General features: G+C 68.3%; 16 protein-coding genes. 9 read left to right on the forward strand and 7 right to left on the reverse strand.

Features of this window, described 5'->3' with window-relative positions; all coding sequences use genetic code 11:
• The first annotated feature begins 10 nt into the window (after nucleotides 1-10).
• The 7 genes from LO787_RS13115 to LO787_RS13145 all read left to right on the forward strand — a co-directional run bounded on the left by LO787_RS13115 (nucleotide 11) and on the right by LO787_RS13145 (nucleotide 7,939).
• Nucleotides 11-1,192 (forward strand): CaiB/BaiF CoA transferase family protein, encoded by a 1,182-nt coding sequence (locus LO787_RS13115; protein ID WP_338045374.1) that lies wholly within the window; start codon nucleotides 11-13, stop codon nucleotides 1,190-1,192.
• Entirely contained in the window at nucleotides 1,189-2,616 is a 1,428-nt protein-coding gene (locus tag LO787_RS13120) for a 3-isopropylmalate dehydratase large subunit (RefSeq protein WP_232496311.1), read from the forward strand. Before LO787_RS13115 ends, LO787_RS13120 begins: the two co-directional genes overlap by 4 nt.
• The gene (leuD, locus tag LO787_RS13125) at nucleotides 2,616-3,230 is read left to right on the forward strand and encodes a 3-isopropylmalate dehydratase small subunit (RefSeq protein WP_232491468.1); all 615 of its coding nucleotides are present in this window, start codon (nucleotides 2,616-2,618) and stop codon (nucleotides 3,228-3,230) included. Before LO787_RS13120 ends, leuD begins: the two co-directional genes overlap by 1 nt.
• Nucleotides 3,227-4,597: an FAD-dependent oxidoreductase gene (locus LO787_RS13130; RefSeq protein ID WP_232491469.1), complete on the forward strand. Its 1,371-nt coding sequence runs from the start codon at nucleotides 3,227-3,229 to the stop codon at nucleotides 4,595-4,597. The genes leuD and LO787_RS13130 overlap by 4 nt, the downstream gene beginning before the upstream one ends.
• Before the next feature lie 395 nt (nucleotides 4,598-4,992).
• Complete coding sequence (locus LO787_RS13135) at nucleotides 4,993-5,847, forward strand: helix-turn-helix domain-containing protein (protein WP_232491470.1); 855 nt, start codon at nucleotides 4,993-4,995, stop codon at nucleotides 5,845-5,847.
• 224 nt (nucleotides 5,848-6,071) lie between these two features.
• Complete coding sequence (locus LO787_RS13140) at nucleotides 6,072-6,959, forward strand: helix-turn-helix domain-containing protein (protein WP_232491471.1); 888 nt, start codon at nucleotides 6,072-6,074, stop codon at nucleotides 6,957-6,959.
• Between the two features lie 29 nt (nucleotides 6,960-6,988).
• The gene (locus tag LO787_RS13145) at nucleotides 6,989-7,939 is read left to right on the forward strand and encodes an alpha/beta fold hydrolase (protein ID WP_232491472.1); all 951 of its coding nucleotides are present in this window, start codon (nucleotides 6,989-6,991) and stop codon (nucleotides 7,937-7,939) included.
• A gap of 34 nt (nucleotides 7,940-7,973) precedes the next feature.
• On the opposite strand, the gene LO787_RS13150 is transcribed toward LO787_RS13145, so the two are convergent.
• The 6 genes from LO787_RS13150 to LO787_RS13175 all read right to left on the reverse strand — a co-directional run bounded on the left by LO787_RS13150 (nucleotide 7,974) and on the right by LO787_RS13175 (nucleotide 15,475).
• A complete protein-coding gene (locus tag LO787_RS13150) occupies nucleotides 7,974-9,116 on the reverse strand; it encodes a Fic family protein (RefSeq protein WP_232491473.1) in 1,143 nt (380 codons plus the stop codon).
• 182 nt (nucleotides 9,117-9,298) lie between these two features.
• On the reverse strand, nucleotides 9,299-11,689 hold the full coding sequence (locus LO787_RS13155) for a TonB-dependent receptor (protein ID WP_232491474.1): 2,391 nt from the start codon (nucleotides 11,687-11,689) through the stop codon (nucleotides 9,299-9,301).
• A gap of 468 nt (nucleotides 11,690-12,157) precedes the next feature.
• Nucleotides 12,158-13,174: a phosphotransferase enzyme family protein gene (locus tag LO787_RS13160; RefSeq protein WP_232491475.1), complete on the reverse strand. Its 1,017-nt coding sequence runs from the start codon at nucleotides 13,172-13,174 to the stop codon at nucleotides 12,158-12,160.
• A complete protein-coding gene (locus tag LO787_RS13165) occupies nucleotides 13,168-14,079 on the reverse strand; it encodes an alpha/beta hydrolase (protein ID WP_232491476.1) in 912 nt (303 codons plus the stop codon). Before LO787_RS13165 ends, LO787_RS13160 begins: the two co-directional genes overlap by 7 nt.
• Nucleotides 14,052-15,170, reverse strand: coding sequence for a class I SAM-dependent methyltransferase (locus LO787_RS13170; RefSeq protein WP_232491477.1), 1,119 nt, complete (start codon nucleotides 15,168-15,170; stop codon nucleotides 14,052-14,054). Before LO787_RS13170 ends, LO787_RS13165 begins: the two co-directional genes overlap by 28 nt.
• The gene (locus LO787_RS13175; protein ID WP_232491478.1) at nucleotides 15,167-15,475 is read right to left on the reverse strand and encodes a hypothetical protein; all 309 of its coding nucleotides are present in this window, start codon (nucleotides 15,473-15,475) and stop codon (nucleotides 15,167-15,169) included. The genes LO787_RS13170 and LO787_RS13175 overlap by 4 nt, the downstream gene beginning before the upstream one ends.
• Nucleotides 15,476-15,690: 215 nt before the next feature.
• Between LO787_RS13175 and LO787_RS13180 the strand changes: the two genes are divergently transcribed.
• Both LO787_RS13180 and LO787_RS13185 read left to right on the forward strand, forming a co-directional pair.
• Entirely contained in the window at nucleotides 15,691-16,542 is an 852-nt protein-coding gene (locus LO787_RS13180) for an alpha/beta fold hydrolase (RefSeq protein WP_232491479.1), read from the forward strand.
• Entirely contained in the window at nucleotides 16,539-17,924 is a 1,386-nt protein-coding gene (locus LO787_RS13185; protein WP_232491480.1) for a flavin monoamine oxidase family protein, read from the forward strand. Before LO787_RS13180 ends, LO787_RS13185 begins: the two co-directional genes overlap by 4 nt.
• Before the next feature lie 188 nt (nucleotides 17,925-18,112).
• Here the strand turns inward: LO787_RS13185 and LO787_RS13190 are convergent, their stop codons facing one another.
• A complete protein-coding gene (locus LO787_RS13190) occupies nucleotides 18,113-19,477 on the reverse strand; it encodes an MFS transporter (RefSeq protein ID WP_232491481.1) in 1,365 nt (454 codons plus the stop codon).
• Nucleotides 19,478-19,511 lie beyond the last annotated feature (34 nt).

Raw genomic sequence — 19,511 nt, forward strand, 5'->3', positions numbered from 1 at the left:
GGGCAACATCTTGAGCGCAAAGCAGGAAAACGAGGGCGCGGGGCAGCAGGCGAATCCGGCCCCGCTGGCAGGAATCACCGTGATCGAGTTCACGCATATGGTGATGGGGCCTTCGGTCGGCGTGATCCTGGGAGACCTCGGCGCGGACGTCATCAAGGTGGAACCGCCCGAGGGCGACCGCACCCGCACGCTGCTCGGTTCGGGATCGGGCTACTTCCCGATGTTCAACCGCAACAAGCGCAGCATCTGCCTCGACCTCAAGAACCCGGACGACCTGAAGCACGCACAGGCGCTGTGCGCCGATGCCGACGTGGTGATCGAGAACTTCCGCCCCGGCACCCTCGCCCGCCTCGGCCTCGGCTACGAGGCGCTGTCGGAGGCGAACCCCGGCCTCATCTACTGCTCGGCCAAGGGCTTCCTGAAGGGCCCTTACGAGGAGCGCACCGCGCTTGACGAGGTAACGCAGATGATGGGCGGCCTCGCCTACATGACCGGCCCGCCGGGACGCCCGCTGCGCGCCGGTTCCTCGGTGATCGACATCACCGGCGGCATGTTCGGCGTCATCGGCATCCTCGCCGCGCTGGAGCAGCGCCACCGCACCGGCAAGGGCGCCGAGATCAAGTGCAGCCTCTACGAGACGACCGCGTTCCTCGTCGGCCAGCACATCGCGCAGAAGGCCGTCACCGGCGCCGCCGCAAGGCCGATGCCGGTGCGCATCTCCGCCTGGGCGATCTACGACGTGTTCGAGACGGCCAACGAAGGCGAGCAGCTCTTCGTCGGCGTCGTCAGCGACGGGCAGTGGAAGACCTTCTGCGCCGACTTCGGCATGACCGAACTCGCCGCCCGCACCGAATGGGAGACCAACAACGAGCGCGTGAAGGCGCGCGACGAGATCATTCCGGTGGTCTCCGCCCTGTTCCGCTCGATGCCGCGCGAGGAACTGGTGGCGAAGCTGGAGAAGAGCGGCCTGCCCTTCGCCCCGATCGCCAAGCCCGAGGAACTCGTCGACGACGCGCACCTCAACGCGGGCGGGGGCCTGCTCGACGTGACGCTGGCGGACGGCACCGTGGCGCGCCTGCCCGCGCTGCCGCTGGAGATCGACGGGATGCGCCCCGGCCTGTTCCGCGACCTGCCGCGCCCCGACGAGCATGGCGACGAGCTGCGTAACCGCATCGCCGGAACCGGACGCTGACCCGCATGGCGCGCACGCTGTTCGACAAGCTGTGGAATGCGCATCTGGTGCGCGATCTGGGCGGCGGCACCGGCCTCGTCGCCATCGACCGCGTGCTGCTGCACGAGCGGACCGGCGGCATCGCGCTCAAGGCGCTTGAGGAGAGCGGCCGCCCGGTGCGCGATCCCGCGCGCGTGTTCGTGACGATGGACCATGTGGTCGACACCCTGCCCGGGCGCGGCGATCGCACGATCATGCCGACCGGGACCGACTTCATCCTCGCCACGCGCGAGGCGGCGCTGCGCGCGGGCGCGACGCTGTTCGACATCGGCGATCCCCGGCAGGGCATCGTCCACGTCATCTCGCCCGAGAACGCGGTGGTGCTGCCCGGCCTCACCCTCGTCTGCCCGGACAGCCACACCTGCACGCAAGGGGCATTCGGCGCGCTGGCATGGGGCATCGGCTCCAGCGAGGCGGAGCACGCGCTCGCCACCGGCACGCTGCGGATCACCCGCCCGAAGCAGATGCGCGTCACCGTCTCGGGCGAACTCGCGCCGGGCGTCACCGCCAAGGATCTCGCGCTCCATGTCGTCGCGCGGCTGGGTTCGGGCGGCGGGCGCGCGCACGTCATCGAATACGCCGGGCCGACCATCGCCGCGCTGCCGATGGAAGCACGCATGACGCTGTGCAACATGGCGACCGAACTGGCCGCCTTCACCGCCGTCATCGCCCCCGACGCCGCCACCGCCGCGTGGCTTGAGGGGCGGACTTATGCGCCCAGGGGCGAGGACTGGCAGGCTGCGCTGGCCGACTGGGCGGACCTCAACACCGATGACGGCGCCGCCTTCGACCGCGAGGTCGCCATCGACGCCGCCGACGTCGTGCCGATGATAAGCTGGGGCACCGCGCCGCAACAGTCGGTGCCGCTCGCGGGCCGCGTGCCCCGGCTCGCCGAGCCCGCGCCCGACGCCGCGCCGACCACGCCCGAGGCGCATGCGCGCGCCCTCGCCTACATGGATCTGGCCGAGGACGCCGCGCTGCTCGGCCTGCCGATCGATGCCGCCTTCATCGGGTCCTGCACCAACGCCCGCCTGCCCGACCTGCGCGCCGCCGCCAGCATCCTCGCGGGCCGCAAGGTCGCCGAGGGCGTGCGCGCGATCTGCGTGCCCGGCTCCACCCGCGTCAAGGCCGAGGCCGAGGCCGAGGGGCTCGACCGCGTGTTCCTCGACGCCGGGTTCGAGTGGCGAGAGGCGGGCTGCTCGATGTGCTTCTTCTCCGGCGGCGAGCACTTCGGCGAGGAGGAGCGTGTGATCTCCACCACCAACCGCAACTTCGAGAGCCGACAGGGCCCGCGCACGCGCACGCACCTCGCCTCGCCCGCGACGGTCGCCGCATCGGCCATCGCCGGGCGCATCGCCGATCCCCGCGAACTGGAGGCGCACTGATGGAACCGTTCCGTATCCTGCGGTCCATCGCCGCACCGCTGATCCGCGACAACGTGGACACCGACGCCATCATCCCCTCGCGCGAGATGAAGTCGGTGTCGAAGAAGGGCCTTTCGGTGGGCCTCTTCGCGGGATGGCGCTACAGCGACGTCGATGCGCGCGTGCCCGATCCCGCCTTCGTGCTCAACCGCCCGGAATACGCCAACGCCAAAATCCTGCTCGGCGGCGGCAACTTCGGCAGCGGATCGAGCCGCGAGCACGCGGTCTGGGCGCTGGCCGAATACGGCTTCCGCGCCGTGATCGCGACCGGGTTCAGCCCGATTTTCCGGGGCAACTGCGTGCGCAACGGCGTGCTGCCGATCGCCATGGACCCCGCGCCTTTCGACGAGCCCGGCCTCGTGCTGGAAATCGACCTGCCCGCCCAGGAGATCCGTGGCAATGGCCGGACCTGGCACTTCGACATTGACGAGGAAGCGAAATTGATGCTGACCGAGGGCCTCGACCCCATCGCCCTGACCCTGCTCGACCGGCCGGCGATCGACGCCCATGAAAGCGCCGACCGGCAGGCCCGGCCCTGGGCCTGGTCGGTGCTTCCGCAGGGAGACGCGGCATGAGCGAGACGATGCACGTTCCGGTCGTGGTGATCGGCGCCGGTGCGACCGGCCTGTGCGCCGCGCTCGCCGCCGCCGACGCGGGCGTCGAGGTGCTGGTGATCGAGCGTGACGAGACCCCGCTGGGCTCCACCGCGATGTCGACCGGCCTCATCCCCGCCGCCGGGACGCCCGAGCAGGCCGCGCAGGGCGTGGTCGATTCGGCGGAGATCTTCGCCGCGGACATCACCCGCAAGACCAAGGGTCGCGCAGATCCGGCGATGGCGCTCAACCTCGCGCGGCACTCGGCCGAGACGGTGGCGTGGATGCGCGAACGCCACGCGATCCCGCTCGACCTGCTGGACGGCTTCACCTACCCCGGCCACAGCGCGCGCCGCATGTACGGCACCCCCAAGCGCTCGGGCGGCGAACTGATGGGCTGCCTCCAGAGCGCGGCGGAGGACGCGGGCGCGATGCTCGTCACCGACGCCACCGTGACCGAACTCGTCGCCGACGCAACCGGCCGCGTCACGCTGGTGCGCTTCGCCCGCCCCGACGGCACCGTCGAGGAGGTGTCCTGCGACGCGCTGGTGCTCGCCTGCTCGGGCTTCGCGGGCAACGCGGCGATGGTCGCGCAGCACATCCCCGAGATGGCCGAGGCGACCTTCCACGGCCATCCCGGCAACAAGGGCGACGCGCTGCGCTGGGGCGAGCAGCTCGGCGCCGCCATGGCCGACCTCACCGGCTACCAGGGCCACGGCGGGCTTGCCGCCGGGCACGGCATCCCGATCCTCTGGCCGCTCATCATGCAGGGCGGTTTCCAGGTGAACACCGCAGGCGAACGCTTCAGCAACGAGGCGGCGGGCTATTCGGAACAGGCCGCCAAGGTCAACGCGCAGCCCGGCCACGTCGCCTGGTCGATCTTCGACGAGCGGCTGCACACGCTGATGTGCGAGTTCGAGGACTACCGCGACGCCATCTCCGCGCAGGCGGTGGTCAGGGCGGACGACCTCGAACAGCTCGCCTTCGCGACGCGCCTGCCCGCCGACGTGCTGGCGCGCACCGTCGCCGACGTCGCCGCGCTCACCCGTGGCGAGGGCGAGGATGCCTTCGGCCGCGACTTCACCGGCAAGCCCGAACTCGCCGGGCCGTGGTACGCCGCCAAGGTCACCGGCGCGCTGTTCCACACGCAGGGCGGCCTCGTGGTCGACGACGAGGCGCGCGTGCTGCGCCCGGACGGCAGCCCGCTGCCCAACGTCTTCGCGGGCGGCGGCGCGGCGCGCGGCATCTCGGGCGACGGCTCCTACGGCTACCTCGCAGGCAACGGCCTGCTGACCGCGACGACGCTCGGCAAGATCGCGGGACGCAGCGCCGCGGCGCTGGTGGGGTAATCTCAAACCATCATTCTGACCCGTCGCCCCTGCGAAGGCAGGGGCCCATCCCAGGCTGGCCTCCTCGCGGTGAGCAAGGTGCCATGGCGAGACACCTGATGGGCCCCTGCCTGCGCAGGGGCGACGGCGGGTGAAACGTGATCGCTTCCATTTATCCGTCATCCCCGCGAAGGCGGGGATCCAACTGATGCGGGAGCAACACGCGCTGTCAGGAGATGGGTTCCCGCCTTCGCGGGAATGACGGATTGAAGATGGTTCCGCCCTCAGGCGAAACCGCCCCCCGAATCTGATCGACCTGCGAACATTCGCTTGTCCCGCATGCTGCAAATGTACTATGTTGCAGACAAATGAGCCGACACGCTCACCGGGATTCGCAAGCAAGGGTACGCAAGGTCATGGCATCACGCGCGATCATACCTCTCGACAACCGCTCGGCCGTCGCCAACGACGTGGACGACGATGCTTCGGGCGGGCGCGGGATTCCGATCCGGGCGATCAGCCGCGCGATCAGCGTGCTGCAGGCGATCAACCGCGCCGGTTCTCTGAACATGATGGACATCGCGCAGGCCTCGCAGGTGCCCTACCCGACCGCCTGCCGCATCGTGCAGACGCTGCTCCACGAAGGCCTGATCGAGCGCGAGGAGACGCGCAAGCACTACCGCCCGACGCCGCTGGTGCAGACGCTGTCGCAGGGGTTCGAGGGGCATGGCGAGCTGGTCCACGTCGCCCGCCCGTTCATTTCGGGGCTGACGCGCGAGATCGGCTGGCCCATCTCGCTCTCCACCCATGTCGGCAGCTCGATGGTGCTGCGCGATTCGACGCATTCGCTGACTTCGCTGTGCTTCAACGAGTACCACCCCGGCTACGCGATGCCGATCCTCGACTGCGCCGCCGGGCTCGTCCACCTCGCCTTCTGCGGCGAGGAGGAGCGCGAGACGGTGCTGGCCAGCCTGTCGCGCTACGGTGACGACGAGATCCGCCGCGTGCTCTCGGTGCTGCGCGAGGGCGCCCTGCTCGACGGCATCCGCGCCAGCGGCTACGCGGCGCGCGGGTACAACCGCTTCACGCTGAACCCGGGCAAGACCTCCTCGATCGCGGTGCCGATCCTGAGCGGCGACACCATCCACGGCTGCCTGACGGTCGCGTTCTTCTCCACCGCGCTGGAGATCCGCGAGGCCGTGCGCGAGCTTCAGCCGCGCCTGCGCGACTGCGCCGCGCAGATCGCCGAACGAATGGGCGGGCGCCGCTGACCGCCCGCGTATTGACTCATACGCGAAGTGCATGACCCGGCCGGAGCGCGGTCAGGTCGGCACTGAGGGGGCGCCCGATCGTTCATCAAGATACTGAATTTACATGATTTTAAATTCTGCACCATTCTGCAATCAAGACGTCACGTTCTTTTGCACTATTGTTGCGACAATATAGCAAATCAGATAGCCTCCCTCTCGTACTCTTCACAGGGAGGACTGATCCGATGGCTACCCGCGCGCTCATTCCGCTGGACGACGATCTTGCCGCCGATGCCGAACGCGATACCGAGCGCGGCATCCCCATCCGCTCCGTCACGCGCGCCGTCGCGGTGCTCCAGGCGATCAACCGCAACGGCTCGCTGAGCATGATGCAGGTCGCGCAGGCCTCCAACGTGCCCTACCCGACCGCCTGCCGCATCGTGCAGACGCTGATCCACGAAGGGCTGGTTGAGCGCGAGCCGCAGCGCAAGTTCTACCGCCCCACCGCGCTCGTCCAGTCGCTCTCGCACGGCTATCAGGGCGACAGCGCGATGGTGGATGTCGCCCGCCCGCACATCACGTCGCTCACCGGCCGCATCGGCTGGCCGGTGACGCTGACCAAGCAGGTCGGCGGCGCGATGGTGCTCTGCGATTCGACGCACTCGCTGACCACGCTGACGTTCAACCAGTACCATCCGGGCTATTCGATCCCGATCCTCGCCTGCGCGGCGGGTCTCGTCCAGCTCGCCTTCTGCCCGGAGGCGGAGCGCGACAAGACGCTGGGGATGCTGGAGCGCTTCGGCGACAAGGACACGCAGCACATGCTGCAACTGGCCCGCGACGGCGGCCTGCTCGCCACCGTGCGCGCCAGCGGCTACGCGGCGCGCGGCTACAACCGCTTCACCCGCAATCCCGGCAAGACCTCCTCGATCGCGGTGCCGATCATGGTCGACGGCCAGATCGAGGGCGCGCTGACGGTCGCCTTCTTCGCCGCCACGATCGAGATCCGCAAGGCCGTGCGCGACCTGCTGGAGCCCCTGCGCGAGACCGCCGCCGCGATCGGCCGCGACATGGCCCGCGCACGCGCCGACGTGCCGCAGCCTTCCGTGCGCCCCGTGTTGCGCCGGGTCTGAGGGTGGCGCCGAAACGCAGGCGACCGGGCATGGTCGCCGCCGGACTGCTCGCCGCCGTCGCGGTCGGCTGCGTGGCCTTCGTCGGCGCCGCGCGCGCAGGGCTGCTCTCACGCGATGACGCCGAAGTGGTGGCGCGCAACCGCACGCCACAGTCGCGCTTCGTCGAGGTTGCGGGCGTGCGCATCCACTACCTCGACGAAGGCTCCGGCCCGCCGGTGCTGCTGCTCCACGGCTCCTACCTCGACGTCCATGCCTACGACGCATGGGCGGGCGAACTGGCGCGCGACCACCGCGTCGTGCGGCTCGACCGTCCCGCCTTCGGCCTCACCGGGCACGACCCCTTCCCCACCGCCGGCTACGAGCGCGAGGCCGATGTCGTCTCCGCCTTCGCCGACCGGCTCGGCATCCGGGACGCGGTGCTGGTCGGCGCTTCGAGCGGCGGCACCACCGCCGCGCGGATCGCGGCGCACCGGCCCGATCTCGTGTCCCGGCTGGTGCTCATCAACTTCCCGCTGGCGCGCCGCTACATCAAGCCCGAGCGCGCCTATGCCCTGTCGATCTGGCTGCGCGATTCGGTGCTGCTGAACTACCAGCCCGCGTGGCTGACGCGCTGGATGCTCAACCAGAACCTCACCGACAACGCCGCCGCCTCCCCCGCGATGGTCGCGCGCCTGACCGACGAGGCCAACCGCCCCGGCGTGCTGGAAGACCGCCGCCGCCTGGAAGCGGGCGCCCACGGCTACACCCAGGCCGAACGCGAGGACGACCTCGCCGCCATCCGCGCACCCGCGCTGCTGATCTGGGGCCGCGACAATCCGCTGCTCACGGTCAAGAGCGGCAAGGACGCCTTCGCCAGGGTCGGCGCGCCGGACAAGCGGATGGCCGTGCTCGACCACGCCTCGCACATGGTCCCGGTCGAGAAATCCGCCGAGAGCCTTGCGCTGGTGCGCAAGTTCCTGAGTGAGACGGGGGCGCGCTGAGCAAGAGAGCAATCGCGGCCGATCCCGGAACGAATCAGGCCTTTGCACCCGGAACGATGATTGAATTCGCGGCGGCCGGGATTTTCAGATGATAGCGCGCATATCGCCGTTCGCCGATCCTCTCCAGTGCGCCCAGTTCGACAAGCTCGGCCAGGTCGCGGGTCGCCGTGGCTGAGGCCGCATCGGTGATCGTGCGGTAGTTTCGCGCGCTGAGGCCACCCGCGAAACCGTTCGGCCCTTCTGCCATCATGCGGATCAGAGCCTTCTCCTGCCGCGGGTTGATCCTGTCCTTGAGCCGGTCGAGCAAGCGGGTCTTTTCGATCAGGAAGCCGATGCTCTCGATGGTGGAGGCCTGCGCTTCCAGCACGATGTCGGCGAACCATGTCATCCACGCATCGATCCGGTTGCTCTGGCTGGCGCGCTGCAATTCGGCGTAATAGGCCTTCCTGCGCCGATGAATTGTTGCTGCCAGCGCCGTCAATGTCGGCGCTTCCAGGCTCTGCGCGAGCGCTTTTTCGGCAATCGCGCGCCCGAGGCGCCCATTACCGTCTTCGAACGGGTGTATCGTCTCGAACCACAGATGTGCGATCGCCGCGCGCGTGATGGCCGGAAAAGGCGCGTCGCCCTTTGGAGAGCTGTCGTTGAACCATGCGACGAACCGCGCCATTTCCAGCGGTACGCTATCGGAAGGTGGGGCCTCGAAATGGACCCGTGGCGCATGTAGCGCACCGGACACGATCTGCATGGGATCGGCATGTGTGCGATACGCACCGATATCCGCAAGATCGCGGCGCCCGTTCATCAGCATGCGATGCCAATCGAACAGCAGTTCATCGCTGAGTGGAACCGCATAGCGACGATACAAGTCGGCCATGAGTTCCGCCGCACCCGCTTCGGCAGGATTGGAGCGGCGCTTGTCCGCAATCAGCCCGAGTTGGCGGGCAATTGAAGACTGCACGCTGGCGCGATCCAGAAGCTCTCCCTCGATGGCAGAACTTTCCACCATTTCGCGAGATATCAGTTCGATCACGATTCCTTGCCGGGCATGCTCATCGAGATGATGCATGGTCCCGACAACCACGCCCGAACCTTTCAGGAAGCGTTCCTCGGCAACCCGCAGGCGGCTTGGGTCGAAGCCAAAATTCGGCCAGTCGGGAAGCTGCCAGTTCCAACGCATGATCGATGAGACGCCTTTCTATCGATCAATTTATGCTACAATCATGATCTATGAAAGGCCATTCCATCGCTCAATGGATGGCTATGATGCAGACACCGACGAGGTCGGCAGCCCACCCCACACACAAAAAACGGACGGGGATCGCTCCCCGCCCGCCTTTGCGCTTTCGATCCCGCCTCGGGTCAGAAGTCGATGCTGGCGCGCACGCCGACGGTCCGCGGGTCGGCGAGCGAGACGATGATGCCGCTGACGCTCCGGGTGGTGCCGGTGGCGCCGTACTCGTTGTAGGCCACGCGGGCGAGGCTGCTCGGAGTGCGGTTGTCGAACAGGTTGGTGGCGAAGGCCTCCAGCCGGATGTTGTCGACCTTGGCGCCGACGCGCAGGTTCACCTTCACGTTCTGCGGGATGTAGGCGAGGTTCGCCTCGGTGGCGTAGATGCGGTCGGTATAGATCGCGTCCATCCGCACGAAGGGCGAGAGGTGGTCGGTATAGGCGTGCTCCCAGGTCACGCCGAGGCTGCCGGACTTCTCCGGGTAGTAGGGCAGCTGCGTGCCGACCGGGCTGGCGTTGCCGGTGATCGCCAGCGCATCGGCGCTGTAGGTGCGCTTGATGTCGGTGCGGGCGTAGCCGAAGGTGCCTTCGACGGTCCAGTCCGGGTGCGGCAGGTAGAGCACTTCAAGCTCGACGCCCGAGAGGTCGACCTTGCCCGAGGGCGCGGTGACCTGCATCTGGCTGAGCACGCCCGAAGCCCGCGCCGCCTCGCTGGCGTAGTAGAGCACGGTGCTGGGGATGTGGCGGTCCTTCCACTGGCCGTAGTAGGCCGAGAGCATGACGCGCAGCTTGCGGTCGATCAGCCAGCCCTTGTAGCCGACCTCGTACATGTAGAGCTTGTCTTCGGGCACGACGCCGCTGACGTTCGCCTGCTCGTCGATCTGCGCCTGCACGTAGGCCGACTGCGAGAAGTACGAGGAGTTGAACTCGCCCGGACGGTTGCCGACCGAGAACGAGCCGTAGACCATGCTGTCGGGCGCGACTTCGTACTGCAGGATCGCGCGCGGGGTGAACGAGCGGAAGGTGTTCTCGAACGTCGGGTTCGAGCCCGCGAAGGTCTTCTGGTACTGGCGGTCCCACTGGTAGCGCGCCTCGCCCGAGAAGGTCAGCGCATCGGTGATGTCCCAGTTGACCGAGCCGAAGATGCCGATCGTCTCGGTGTTGTTGAGCAGGCGCGGGGTCACCACGCCGTATCCCGCGCCGGTGTAGGACGTGGTGATGACGTCGTAGTCCTGGTTCAGGTAGTTGGCGCCGATGGTCGCCCAGACCGGCTTGTTCTTGGGCGAGGAGACGCGCACTTCGCCGTAGTAGCTCTCGTCGCGCGGGCCGCCCTGGATCAGGTTGTAGGCGTAGGGCAGGTTCGCCGCGCCGATGCTCGGGATGTCGCGGGTGTCATAGCCGAACAGGGTCTGGAGGAAGTTCCACTTGTTGACGTCGTAGGAGCCCAGCGCGCTGACGTTCCATGCGCCGATGTCCCAGTCCATGCTCACGCGCGCCTGCGCGGCTTCGCGGTGGAGGCCCAGGTGGTCGATGAAGTCGCGCCCGAACAGCGCCTGGCCGGACTGGAGCGCGGCATAGGCGGTGGGGTTGAGATCCTGGATCCAGGTCACGGTGTCCTTCGGATAGCCGGTCAGCTTGCCGCAGGTGTAGTTGAGCGATCCCGCCGGGGCCGCGCCGCCGTTGCAGTTCCAGGTGGACTGGTTGTAGCGCCCGTTGGCGGGCAGGCCGTCGTCGTCCTCCCAGTAGACGCCGAAGGCCTTGAAGTGCAGGTCCGGCGTCGGATCGAAGCGCAGGGTGCCGCTGATCGACTTGGTGTCGCGCTCACCCAGGCGCACGCCCGGATAGTTCACGTCCTTGTAGGCGCCGTCGGTGTGGTAGAGGTGGCCGCCGAGGCGGAAGGCCAGCACGTCGTTGACGATCGGGCCTTCGACGCTGGCCTTGATGTCGCGCGTGTCGAAGCTGGCGTAGCTGACGTCGAGGTTGCCGCCCCAGTCGTAGGCGGGCGGACGGGTGACGAGGTTGATCGCGCCCGCGAAGGTCGCGCGGCCGAAGAATGCGCTCTGCGGGCCCTTCACCACCTCGATGCGGTCGATGTTGCTGACGCCTTCGAAGTTGCCGCCGGGGACCGGCGCGCCATCGACGAACAGCGTCACGCTCTGGCGCGAGGACGAGGCGCTGCCGGGGACGACGCCGCGGATGATGTACTGCTTGTACCCGCGGTCGTTGCGGCCGACCGACTGGTTCTGGTTGCGCAGGCCCGGCGTGAACGAGGCGACGTCGCTCATGTCCTTGATGTCGCGCGCTTCCAGCGCATCGGCGGTGAGCGCGGTGATCGCGATCGGAACGTCGGTGATGCTCTCGTTCGTCTTGCGCGCGGTGACGACGATGTCGCCTGCGGGCGCGGTGTCTTCCGCCTGTGGAGTCTGGGCCTGCGCGGTCTGGGCCTGCGCGGTGCCGAGCGGGAAGAGCAGCGAACTCGATACGAGCAGCGCGGCGCGCGAAAGCATGATGGATCTTCTCATTTCGATTTCCCCCCTTGCCTGAAGAGCGCTGCGCCATCCCGGAACGGGCGGCCGCGACGGGCGACTATCGGCCCGCCGTCCTGAATGCAGCGAGGAGCAACCTCACCCCTGCGCCGTCCATGGGCCACACCGCGTTCGGTCCTGTTCATCTGACGAACAGTGGGGTCCGGGCGGGGCCGACGCGGGTTGTGAGACGGGGTGTTAAAATGTTGAAATAGCGTCGGTTTGCCCGTCGAAACCGGTCAGCGGAAAAAGCACCTCATACGCATTGCGTATGACCAAGGCGACACTTCGCGCTTGCCTTCGGCCTGTGAGCCGGAGGTCCGAAAGCGGGGTTCCGGCCCTTCCGGAGCCCACATGCGAAAGGGCGCGCGCACCGTCGCCGATGCACGCGCCCCGTTACGCTATGTCACGCTCAGGCACCGCTAGAACACCCTCAGGTGTCGCTAGGTTCAGTTCAGTACACGCTTAATCGCCAAGCAGATCGGCGTGCCTTTCCATGCCCTTGCGAACTTGCGCGGCGAACCAGTCGAGCCCCCGGAAGCGCAGCGAGGCCCGGCCGACCGAGTTGACGTTGTGCGAAATTCCCGCCGCCAGCTGGAACGTCTTCACGAAGACGAAGAAGTCCAGCAGGCGCGTCTCGTCCGCCGTCATCGGCCGCACTTCGTTGTATCCGGCGACGAAGGCCTGCCCGAGTTCCGGCGCAAAACCGTAGAAATCGCTGCCGAACACGTAGTTCGCGATGTCCTTCAGCAGATAGCCGCCGCCGCATCCGTCGAAGTCGAGCACGGTGATGCGCCCGTCCTCGTCGACGTGGGCATTGCTGGGATGAAGGTCGCCGTGGCAGGCCCCGACGGGCAGGTCGTACTGTCCGAGATCGTCGAGGACGGCCTGCACCTTCGGCGCGAAAGCCGCGTAATCCCGCGCTTCCGTGCCCCGGTCGGCGACGAGTTCGAGCAGGTCCGGCAGATGCTCCATCAGGTGCCCGCGGCTGAGGTCGATCGGATGCGCGGGCACGTAGTCGCGGCCAAGGACGTGCATCCGCGCCAGCAGGCGGCCGACTTCGGCAGCGGTTTCCGGGGTGTGGCGGTCGAACACCTTGACGCCCGGCGCCCACTCGTAGAGCGCCACCGCGCGCAGGGCCTCGGGCGCCTGCAGCGTGAAGTACCAGCTCCCGTCACGCAGCGGCACCGGGAAGGATGCCGGAAAATCACGCGATCTCAGGAAGTTGAGGAACGATAGTTCGTTCTCCACTTCGTCCAGCCCGCGCCATGTCCCGCGCCACACGCGCAGCGCCCAGCGGCGGCCGCCGGCGGTGATGACGTAGACGTCATTCATGCCCCGGAACAGCAGCGAGGCCCGCACTCCCTCGGGAAGATCGTAGCGCGCCGCGACCTCGCGGGCGAGCGCATGGGCGTCGAGCACCGAATGCGCGACGAGGCCCGCCGCGGTGGTTTCGGGGCGCTCTTGCGTGGCGGTCAGCATGGAATGGTTTCTCCGATAGGCAGGCTCGCCGCGCTGGCGGCTAGGAAGGCGGCGACTTCGGCCGCGTAGCCGTCCAGCCCGCCGGTCGGCGCGGAAACCCGCCCTTCCGGCATGAGCGCGGCGATCTCGGCGGCCGCCTGGTTGAGCTTGGGCGGCCCCCACTCCGGCTGCATCAGCAGCGCGGGCGACCGCACCAGCGCGGCCCGCGCACGGGTGGGGTAGGCGAAGGCAGCGAGGTAGGGGATATGGTAGGTGTCGAGCGCCTTGAGGATGTCCAGCGCACCTTCGTGCAGCACTTCGGGCGGCGGAACGTCCTTGGCCAGCCGGAACGCCGCCTCGCGCCTGAAATAGGGCGCGAAGAGGTGCTGGTCGCGCACGAAATGGAAGCCCCAGACCATCTGGCGGCCATATTCGTCGGGCTCCACGCGCGGCACGTAGCTCTCGGTATAGAGCGCCTGCGTGGCGGCGTCGTATTCGGTGATCCCGCTCAGCACGAGCGCGCCGACGCGATCGGGGCGCGAGGCCGCGATCTCGCAGGCGATGCGCGCGCCGGTGTGCGATCCGTAGAGGTCGAAGGCGGCAAGGCCCAGCGCATCGGCCATGCGCACCATGCTGTCGGCGAAGTAGGCGATGTCCGCATCGGCATGGGCGGGCCGCGCGGAATCGCCGTTGCCCAGCGTGTCCGGCGCCAGGATCGGCCCGGCGTGCCCCGCCTCGCGCAGCGCCAGCATCAGCGGCTCGAGGCTGCGCGAGGACGCAGGCGAGAGGTGCAGCATCACCAGCGGACGCTGCGCCCCCGCACCCGGCTCCGCGGGCAGGCTGCGGTAATGCACCTGCCCTTCGGCGATGCGGACGAAGTGGCGGTCGATCTCCTGCGTCACTTGCGCGCGGAGATCATGAACCACGACCGGAACGGCCCCGAGGACTCGGTCGAGAACCCGGCGGGCGCGCGGCGCGAGGGCTTGGGCGCGGCGAGCTGGTAGCCGATCGTCGCTTCCGCGAAACCGGCCTCGCGGGTGATCTGCGCGAAGTCCATGTTCTGCATCCCGCGCCAGAACGGCTCGTTGTTGTAGAGCGCCTCGAAATCGCCCTGGATGTTGCCCCAGACGCCGAGTTCGTCGGTGCGGCCCGGCACCTCGTTGTGGATCATCACGCCGCCGGGCCGCAGCAGGCGGTGGCATTCGCGGAAGATGTTGCGCGCCGCCGCGTTCGACGTCTCGTGCAGCAGGACGCAGGAATAGACGACGTCGAAGCTCTCGTCCTCGAACGGGGTCTTCTCGGCATCGGCCTGAACGAAGTGGACGCGCTCGCCAAGGTGCTCGGCGCGGGCGTGGGCATAGCGCAGCATCGCGCCGCCGACGTCCACCGCGACGACTTCGGCATCGGGGAAGTGGCTCGCCACCGCCACCGTGCTCGCGCCGACCGCGCAGCCGAGGTCGAGGATGCGCTTGGGCTCAAGGTCGGGGTAGAGTTCCCAGAGGTGCTGGACGGTGGTGTGGCCGCGCACGTCGTTCATCAGGCCGCCGTTGCGGCCCAGCATGTAGACCGCACCGCCCCGGTCGATCAGCGCGCCCTGCCGCACGTCGCCCTGGCCCTGGTCGTGGTGGTAGCCGCCCGGCATCATGTGGACGTCGAGCGCGGCGATGTAGGGCGGCGGGGTGAAGTCGGGGTCGAGCGTTACCGAACCCTTGGGCTCGGCGATGCGCGCGCGCGACTGGAGTGTGTCGATCTGGCGGTCGATCGAGCGGCCGACCGCGTCCCACATCATCTCCTGCGAGAGCCGGCGATAGCCGATCCAGCTGCGGAACACCTCGTTCTGCATGAGGTCGCGGCGCACTTCGGACATGCGCTCGGAGCCGGAGACTTCGGCCACGTTCTCGGCCACGCCGCGCATCTGGGCGCCGACGCCCTCGCCCAGCCAGACCTTGAAGTCGCGGACGAAAAGCTGCTCGACATGCTCGTCGTGCGTCGTTTCGGGCATCATCGGATGGCTCATGACAACTGCTCCTTTTCGAGGATGGCATCGGCGAGCCGGACGCGCTCCGCCTGCTCGGCATTCTCGCGCGTCTGTTCCAGAGCGCGCTCGGCATCGGCCTTGAAGGGGTGCATGACCACTTCGATCAGGCGGCGGCGGGTGGCGTTGCGCTCCGCCTCGGCGGCGCCCTCGGCACGGAAGGCGTCCAGCGCGGCGCGATCGAGCCAGCCCGCCGCCTCGCCCATGCGCTCCAGCGTGTCGAGCCGCTCGCGCGTGATCGCCAGTTCCTGCAGCAGCGCGACGGTCATCGCAGTCAGGCGCGCCATCTCGGGAGACTCACCGGGAATGCTCCGGCGCGGTTCGGCAAAATATCGGGCTGGGCTGTACGTCATAATCCACTCATCGGGTCGATGGTGGTAATCTGACCTTCGGCGCGGACACGGCCAATCCCGAAGCAGTGCCGGGAGTCATGCATGAAGCGTATGACTGCGCGGTCGCGACGCACCTAGCCGCATCACGGCCCCGGCGTAGAGTTTCCACCATGCCAGACTACCTGCCCCTCGCCGATCGCGGCGGTCCGACCGTGTTCCGCGGCTACACCGAATGCCGCTTCGGCCAGCTCCATTATCGCCATGCCGCGCCCGCCGAGCCGACCGGGAAACCTGCGCTCGTCATGCTCCACCAGAACCCCTCGTCTTCGCAGGAGTACCTGCCGCTGATCGCGGAAATGGCGCGGGATCGGGCGGTCTACGCGCTCGACACGCCGGGCAACGGCATGTCCGACACCCCGCCGGGACCGCAATCGCTGGACCAGCTTGCCGGGGCCTTCGCGGACGGCATGGAAGCGCTCGGGCTAGGCTCGGACACTCCCGTGGACCTGTTCGGCTATCACTCTGGCACGTACCTGTGTACCGAACTGGCGATCGCCGCGCCGGAGCGTGTCGGCCGCCTCGTCCTGTCCGGCCTGCCCATGCGTTCCGCGCAGGAGCGCGCCGCCAATCTCGCCAAGGCCGAGGCAGTGACGCTGCCCGCCGAGGATGGCGAGGAAATCATCGACTGGATGCGCTGGCTCTGGGATTTCACCGTCGTCCAGCGGCTTCCCGGCGCGGACTTCGAACAGGCCGTGTGGACCTTCCGCGACAAGGCCGCCGCCATGCATCGCCGCGCCTGGACCTACATCGGCGTGTGGTCCTATGACGCCGCCGCGCGCCTGCCGCTGGTCACGCAACCCGTCCTCGTCGCGCAGCCGCACGAAGGCCTGCTCGACGTCAGCCGCGAGGCCGCCGCCCTCTTCCCCGATGCACGCTTCGAGGAACTTCCCGAACTCAGCCGCGACGTCTTCGCCGTGGGCATCCCGCAATTCGCCCGATCCATCAGGAGCTTCTGCCAATGACACACCCCACCCCCGACGTTCCCGTGCTGATCGTCGGCGCCGGCCTTGCCGGGCTCTACGCCGCCATGGAACTGGAGAAGCAGGGCATCGAGGCGCAGATCGTCGATGCCGCGCCGATCCTCGGCGGGCGCATTCGCACGATCGAGGTGGACGGACAGGCGGTCGATATCGGCGGCACCGGCCTCGGCCCCTCGCACTTGCGCGCGCATGCCATGGTCGAGCGCTTCGGCCTGCCCTCCCGCCCGCTGACGCGACGTGGCAAGCTGGCGTTCTCGATCAACGGCGAACTTTTCGACGCCGCAGACTGGGAGAACCACCCGGCCAACAAGTGCGTCGGCGAGGAGCGCGAGATCCTGCCCGCGCGCATGGACAGCTACTACATGCAGACGCTGTTGCCGTTCTTCGAGATCGAGGGCTGGCTGGACCCGGCGAACGCGCAGTACGATATCGCCTTCGCCGATCACCTGCGCAGCAACGGCCTGTCGGAAGAGGCGATGCGCCTCGTCAACATGTGCATCAACACCAACGACATCGAGACCGTCTCGGCGCTGTCGATCTTCCGCGACGCGATCAAGTGGCGCTCGGTCGGCTTCGACGATCCCAAGAACTTCGACCAGTACGGCGACGCACAGTACAAGCCGATCCGCCTCGAAGGCGGCATGGTGCGCCTGCCCGAAGCGATGGCCGCTTCGCTGCGCCGCCAGCCGATGCTGAACCGCAAGGTCGTGAAGATCGCGCATGGCCCGGACGGCGTGACCGCGAGCTTCGAGGACGGCACCTCGATCACCGCGACGCGCGCCATCGTCACGGTGCCGTTCGTGGCGCTAAAGCATGTCGCCTTCGACCCGCCGCTGCCCGAACCGCTGGGCGAGGCGATCGGCTGCGCGGCCAGTTCGGGCAACACGCAGTTCATCCTCAGGGCCACCGGCAAGTTCTGGGAAGAGGACGGCCTCGCCCCCTCGCTGTGGAGCGACACGCTGTTCGAGCGCCTGTTCGTCGAGTTCAACGAGGACGACAGCGTTAATCACCTGCGCATCTGGATCAACGGCGACAACGCCAAGCGCGTGGACGAGATGGGCGACGCGGCGGGTGAGGAACTGCTGGCGACGCTCGCCCGCATCCGCCCCTCGACCGAGGGCAAGCTGGAAATCGTCCATCAGGTATCGTGGGCCGCAGAGCCGCTGATCGGCGGCGAGAAGTACGTGATGGCGCCCGGGCAGGTCACCCGCTTCGCTCGCCACATGGCGACGCCGGTCGGCGCGCTGCACTGGGCCGGCGAGCATCACAAGAGCCTCGAAGTGGGCATCGAAGCCGCGCTGCAATCGGGCGAGCGCGCGGCTGCGGAAGTCGTCGCGGTGCTGCAACCGCAGACGGCGGCCTGATCGGGGCGCGGGCGCTTCAGGGGGAGCGCCCGCATCTCCCTGCCATCTAAATTATTGGCCTAAATCACCGTCGCCCCTGCGCAGGCAGGGGCCCATCCCAGGCTGGCAGTCTCGCGGTGAGCAAGGTGTGGTGGCGATGGACCTGATGGGCACCTGCCTCCGCAGGGGCGACGGGGTTAAAGGTAGACTCATCCCGCCTTCACGGTCGCCACCTCGCGGAACTGCGCATCGTCCTTCAGACGCCGCCCCATGCCCTTCGACGCCAGCCCGTAGAGCACCAGCCCGAGCGCGATCACCGGCAGACCCACGGTGGTCATCGATGCGCCGATCAGCGCCGGGTCGTGATAGATATGCTCGGTCGAGAAGGCGATCAGCAGCGGGCCCATGGTCGCGCCGAGCAGCGTGTTGGTCAGCCCGAGCATCGAGGTCGCGACGCCGCGCATGTTGCCGGGGACCAGTTCGGTGACGCTGGAGATCATCGTCGTCCCCAGCATCGGCATCACCGCGATCGAGAGCACCACCATCGCCAGCCCCACCGGGAACGAAGGCGCAAAGGCCAGCAGCGTGCTCGGCAGCGCGAGGCAGCAGATCGCCATGAGCAGCCGCAGCTTCGCCCCCGGCTTCCCGCTGCGCGCCACCCGGTCGTTGACCCAGCCCGCCAGCAGCGCGCCCGTCCCGCCGCAGATCATCGCCGCCGTCCCCAGCCACCGGCCGACATCGACCGCGCTGCGATCGAAGGTGCGGATAAGGTACGTCGCGTTCCACCCCGCAAGACCATAGGTGTGCATCGTCGCCACCGCGAAGCCGACGTAGAAGGGCAGGAACACGATCCAGTTGCGACGGAGATAGCGGAACGCCTCCGCAAAGCCGCCCGCACCACGCGGGGCCGGAGCGGAGCGGCGGACCGGTTCGCGATAGACCAGCATCAGCGCCGCGACGACGAGGCCGATCAGCCCGCAGATCGCGAAGACCACGCGCCACGGGGCAAGGCCGCCGAGCAGCGGCAGGTGGTCGAACACGCCGGTCGGCGCGGCGGCGAGCACCTGCGCGGTCAGGAACAGGCCGATGCCGGGAGCCACCGCCTGTCCCAGCAGGTAGACGCTGATCGGGCGGCCGCGCTGATGGGCGGGAAACATGTCCCCGATCATCGAGATCGCGCAGGGCGCCAGCGCCGCCTCGCCCAGCCCGACGAGCTGGCGCGCGGCGAACAGTTCCCCGAAGCTGGACGCTTCCGCGCCGTAGAGCGTCGCAAGGCTCCACACCACGATGCCGAAGATCAGCAGCCGCTTGCGCGACACACGATCGGCCAGCAGGCCCAGTGGAATGCCCATGACGGCGTAGAAGATGCCGAACGACAGCCCCTGCAACAGACTGATCTGCAGGTCGGTGATGCCCAGCTCGGCACGGACCGGCTGCACCACCAGCGTCAGGATGCCCCGATCGATCACCGAGATGATCGAGGCGATGCAGAACAGCACCAGGACGCCCCAGGATCGGCCCCGGGGCGGATAGGGTGCAACCGCCGGGACGGCGGGATCGTCGGTCATGGTCATCCCTTGCGTTCGTTCAAATGTTCCATCACCATGA

Source organism: Novosphingobium kaempferiae, assembly GCF_021227995.1.
In the GTDB taxonomy this organism is placed as follows: domain Bacteria; phylum Pseudomonadota; class Alphaproteobacteria; order Sphingomonadales; family Sphingomonadaceae; genus Novosphingobium; species Novosphingobium kaempferiae.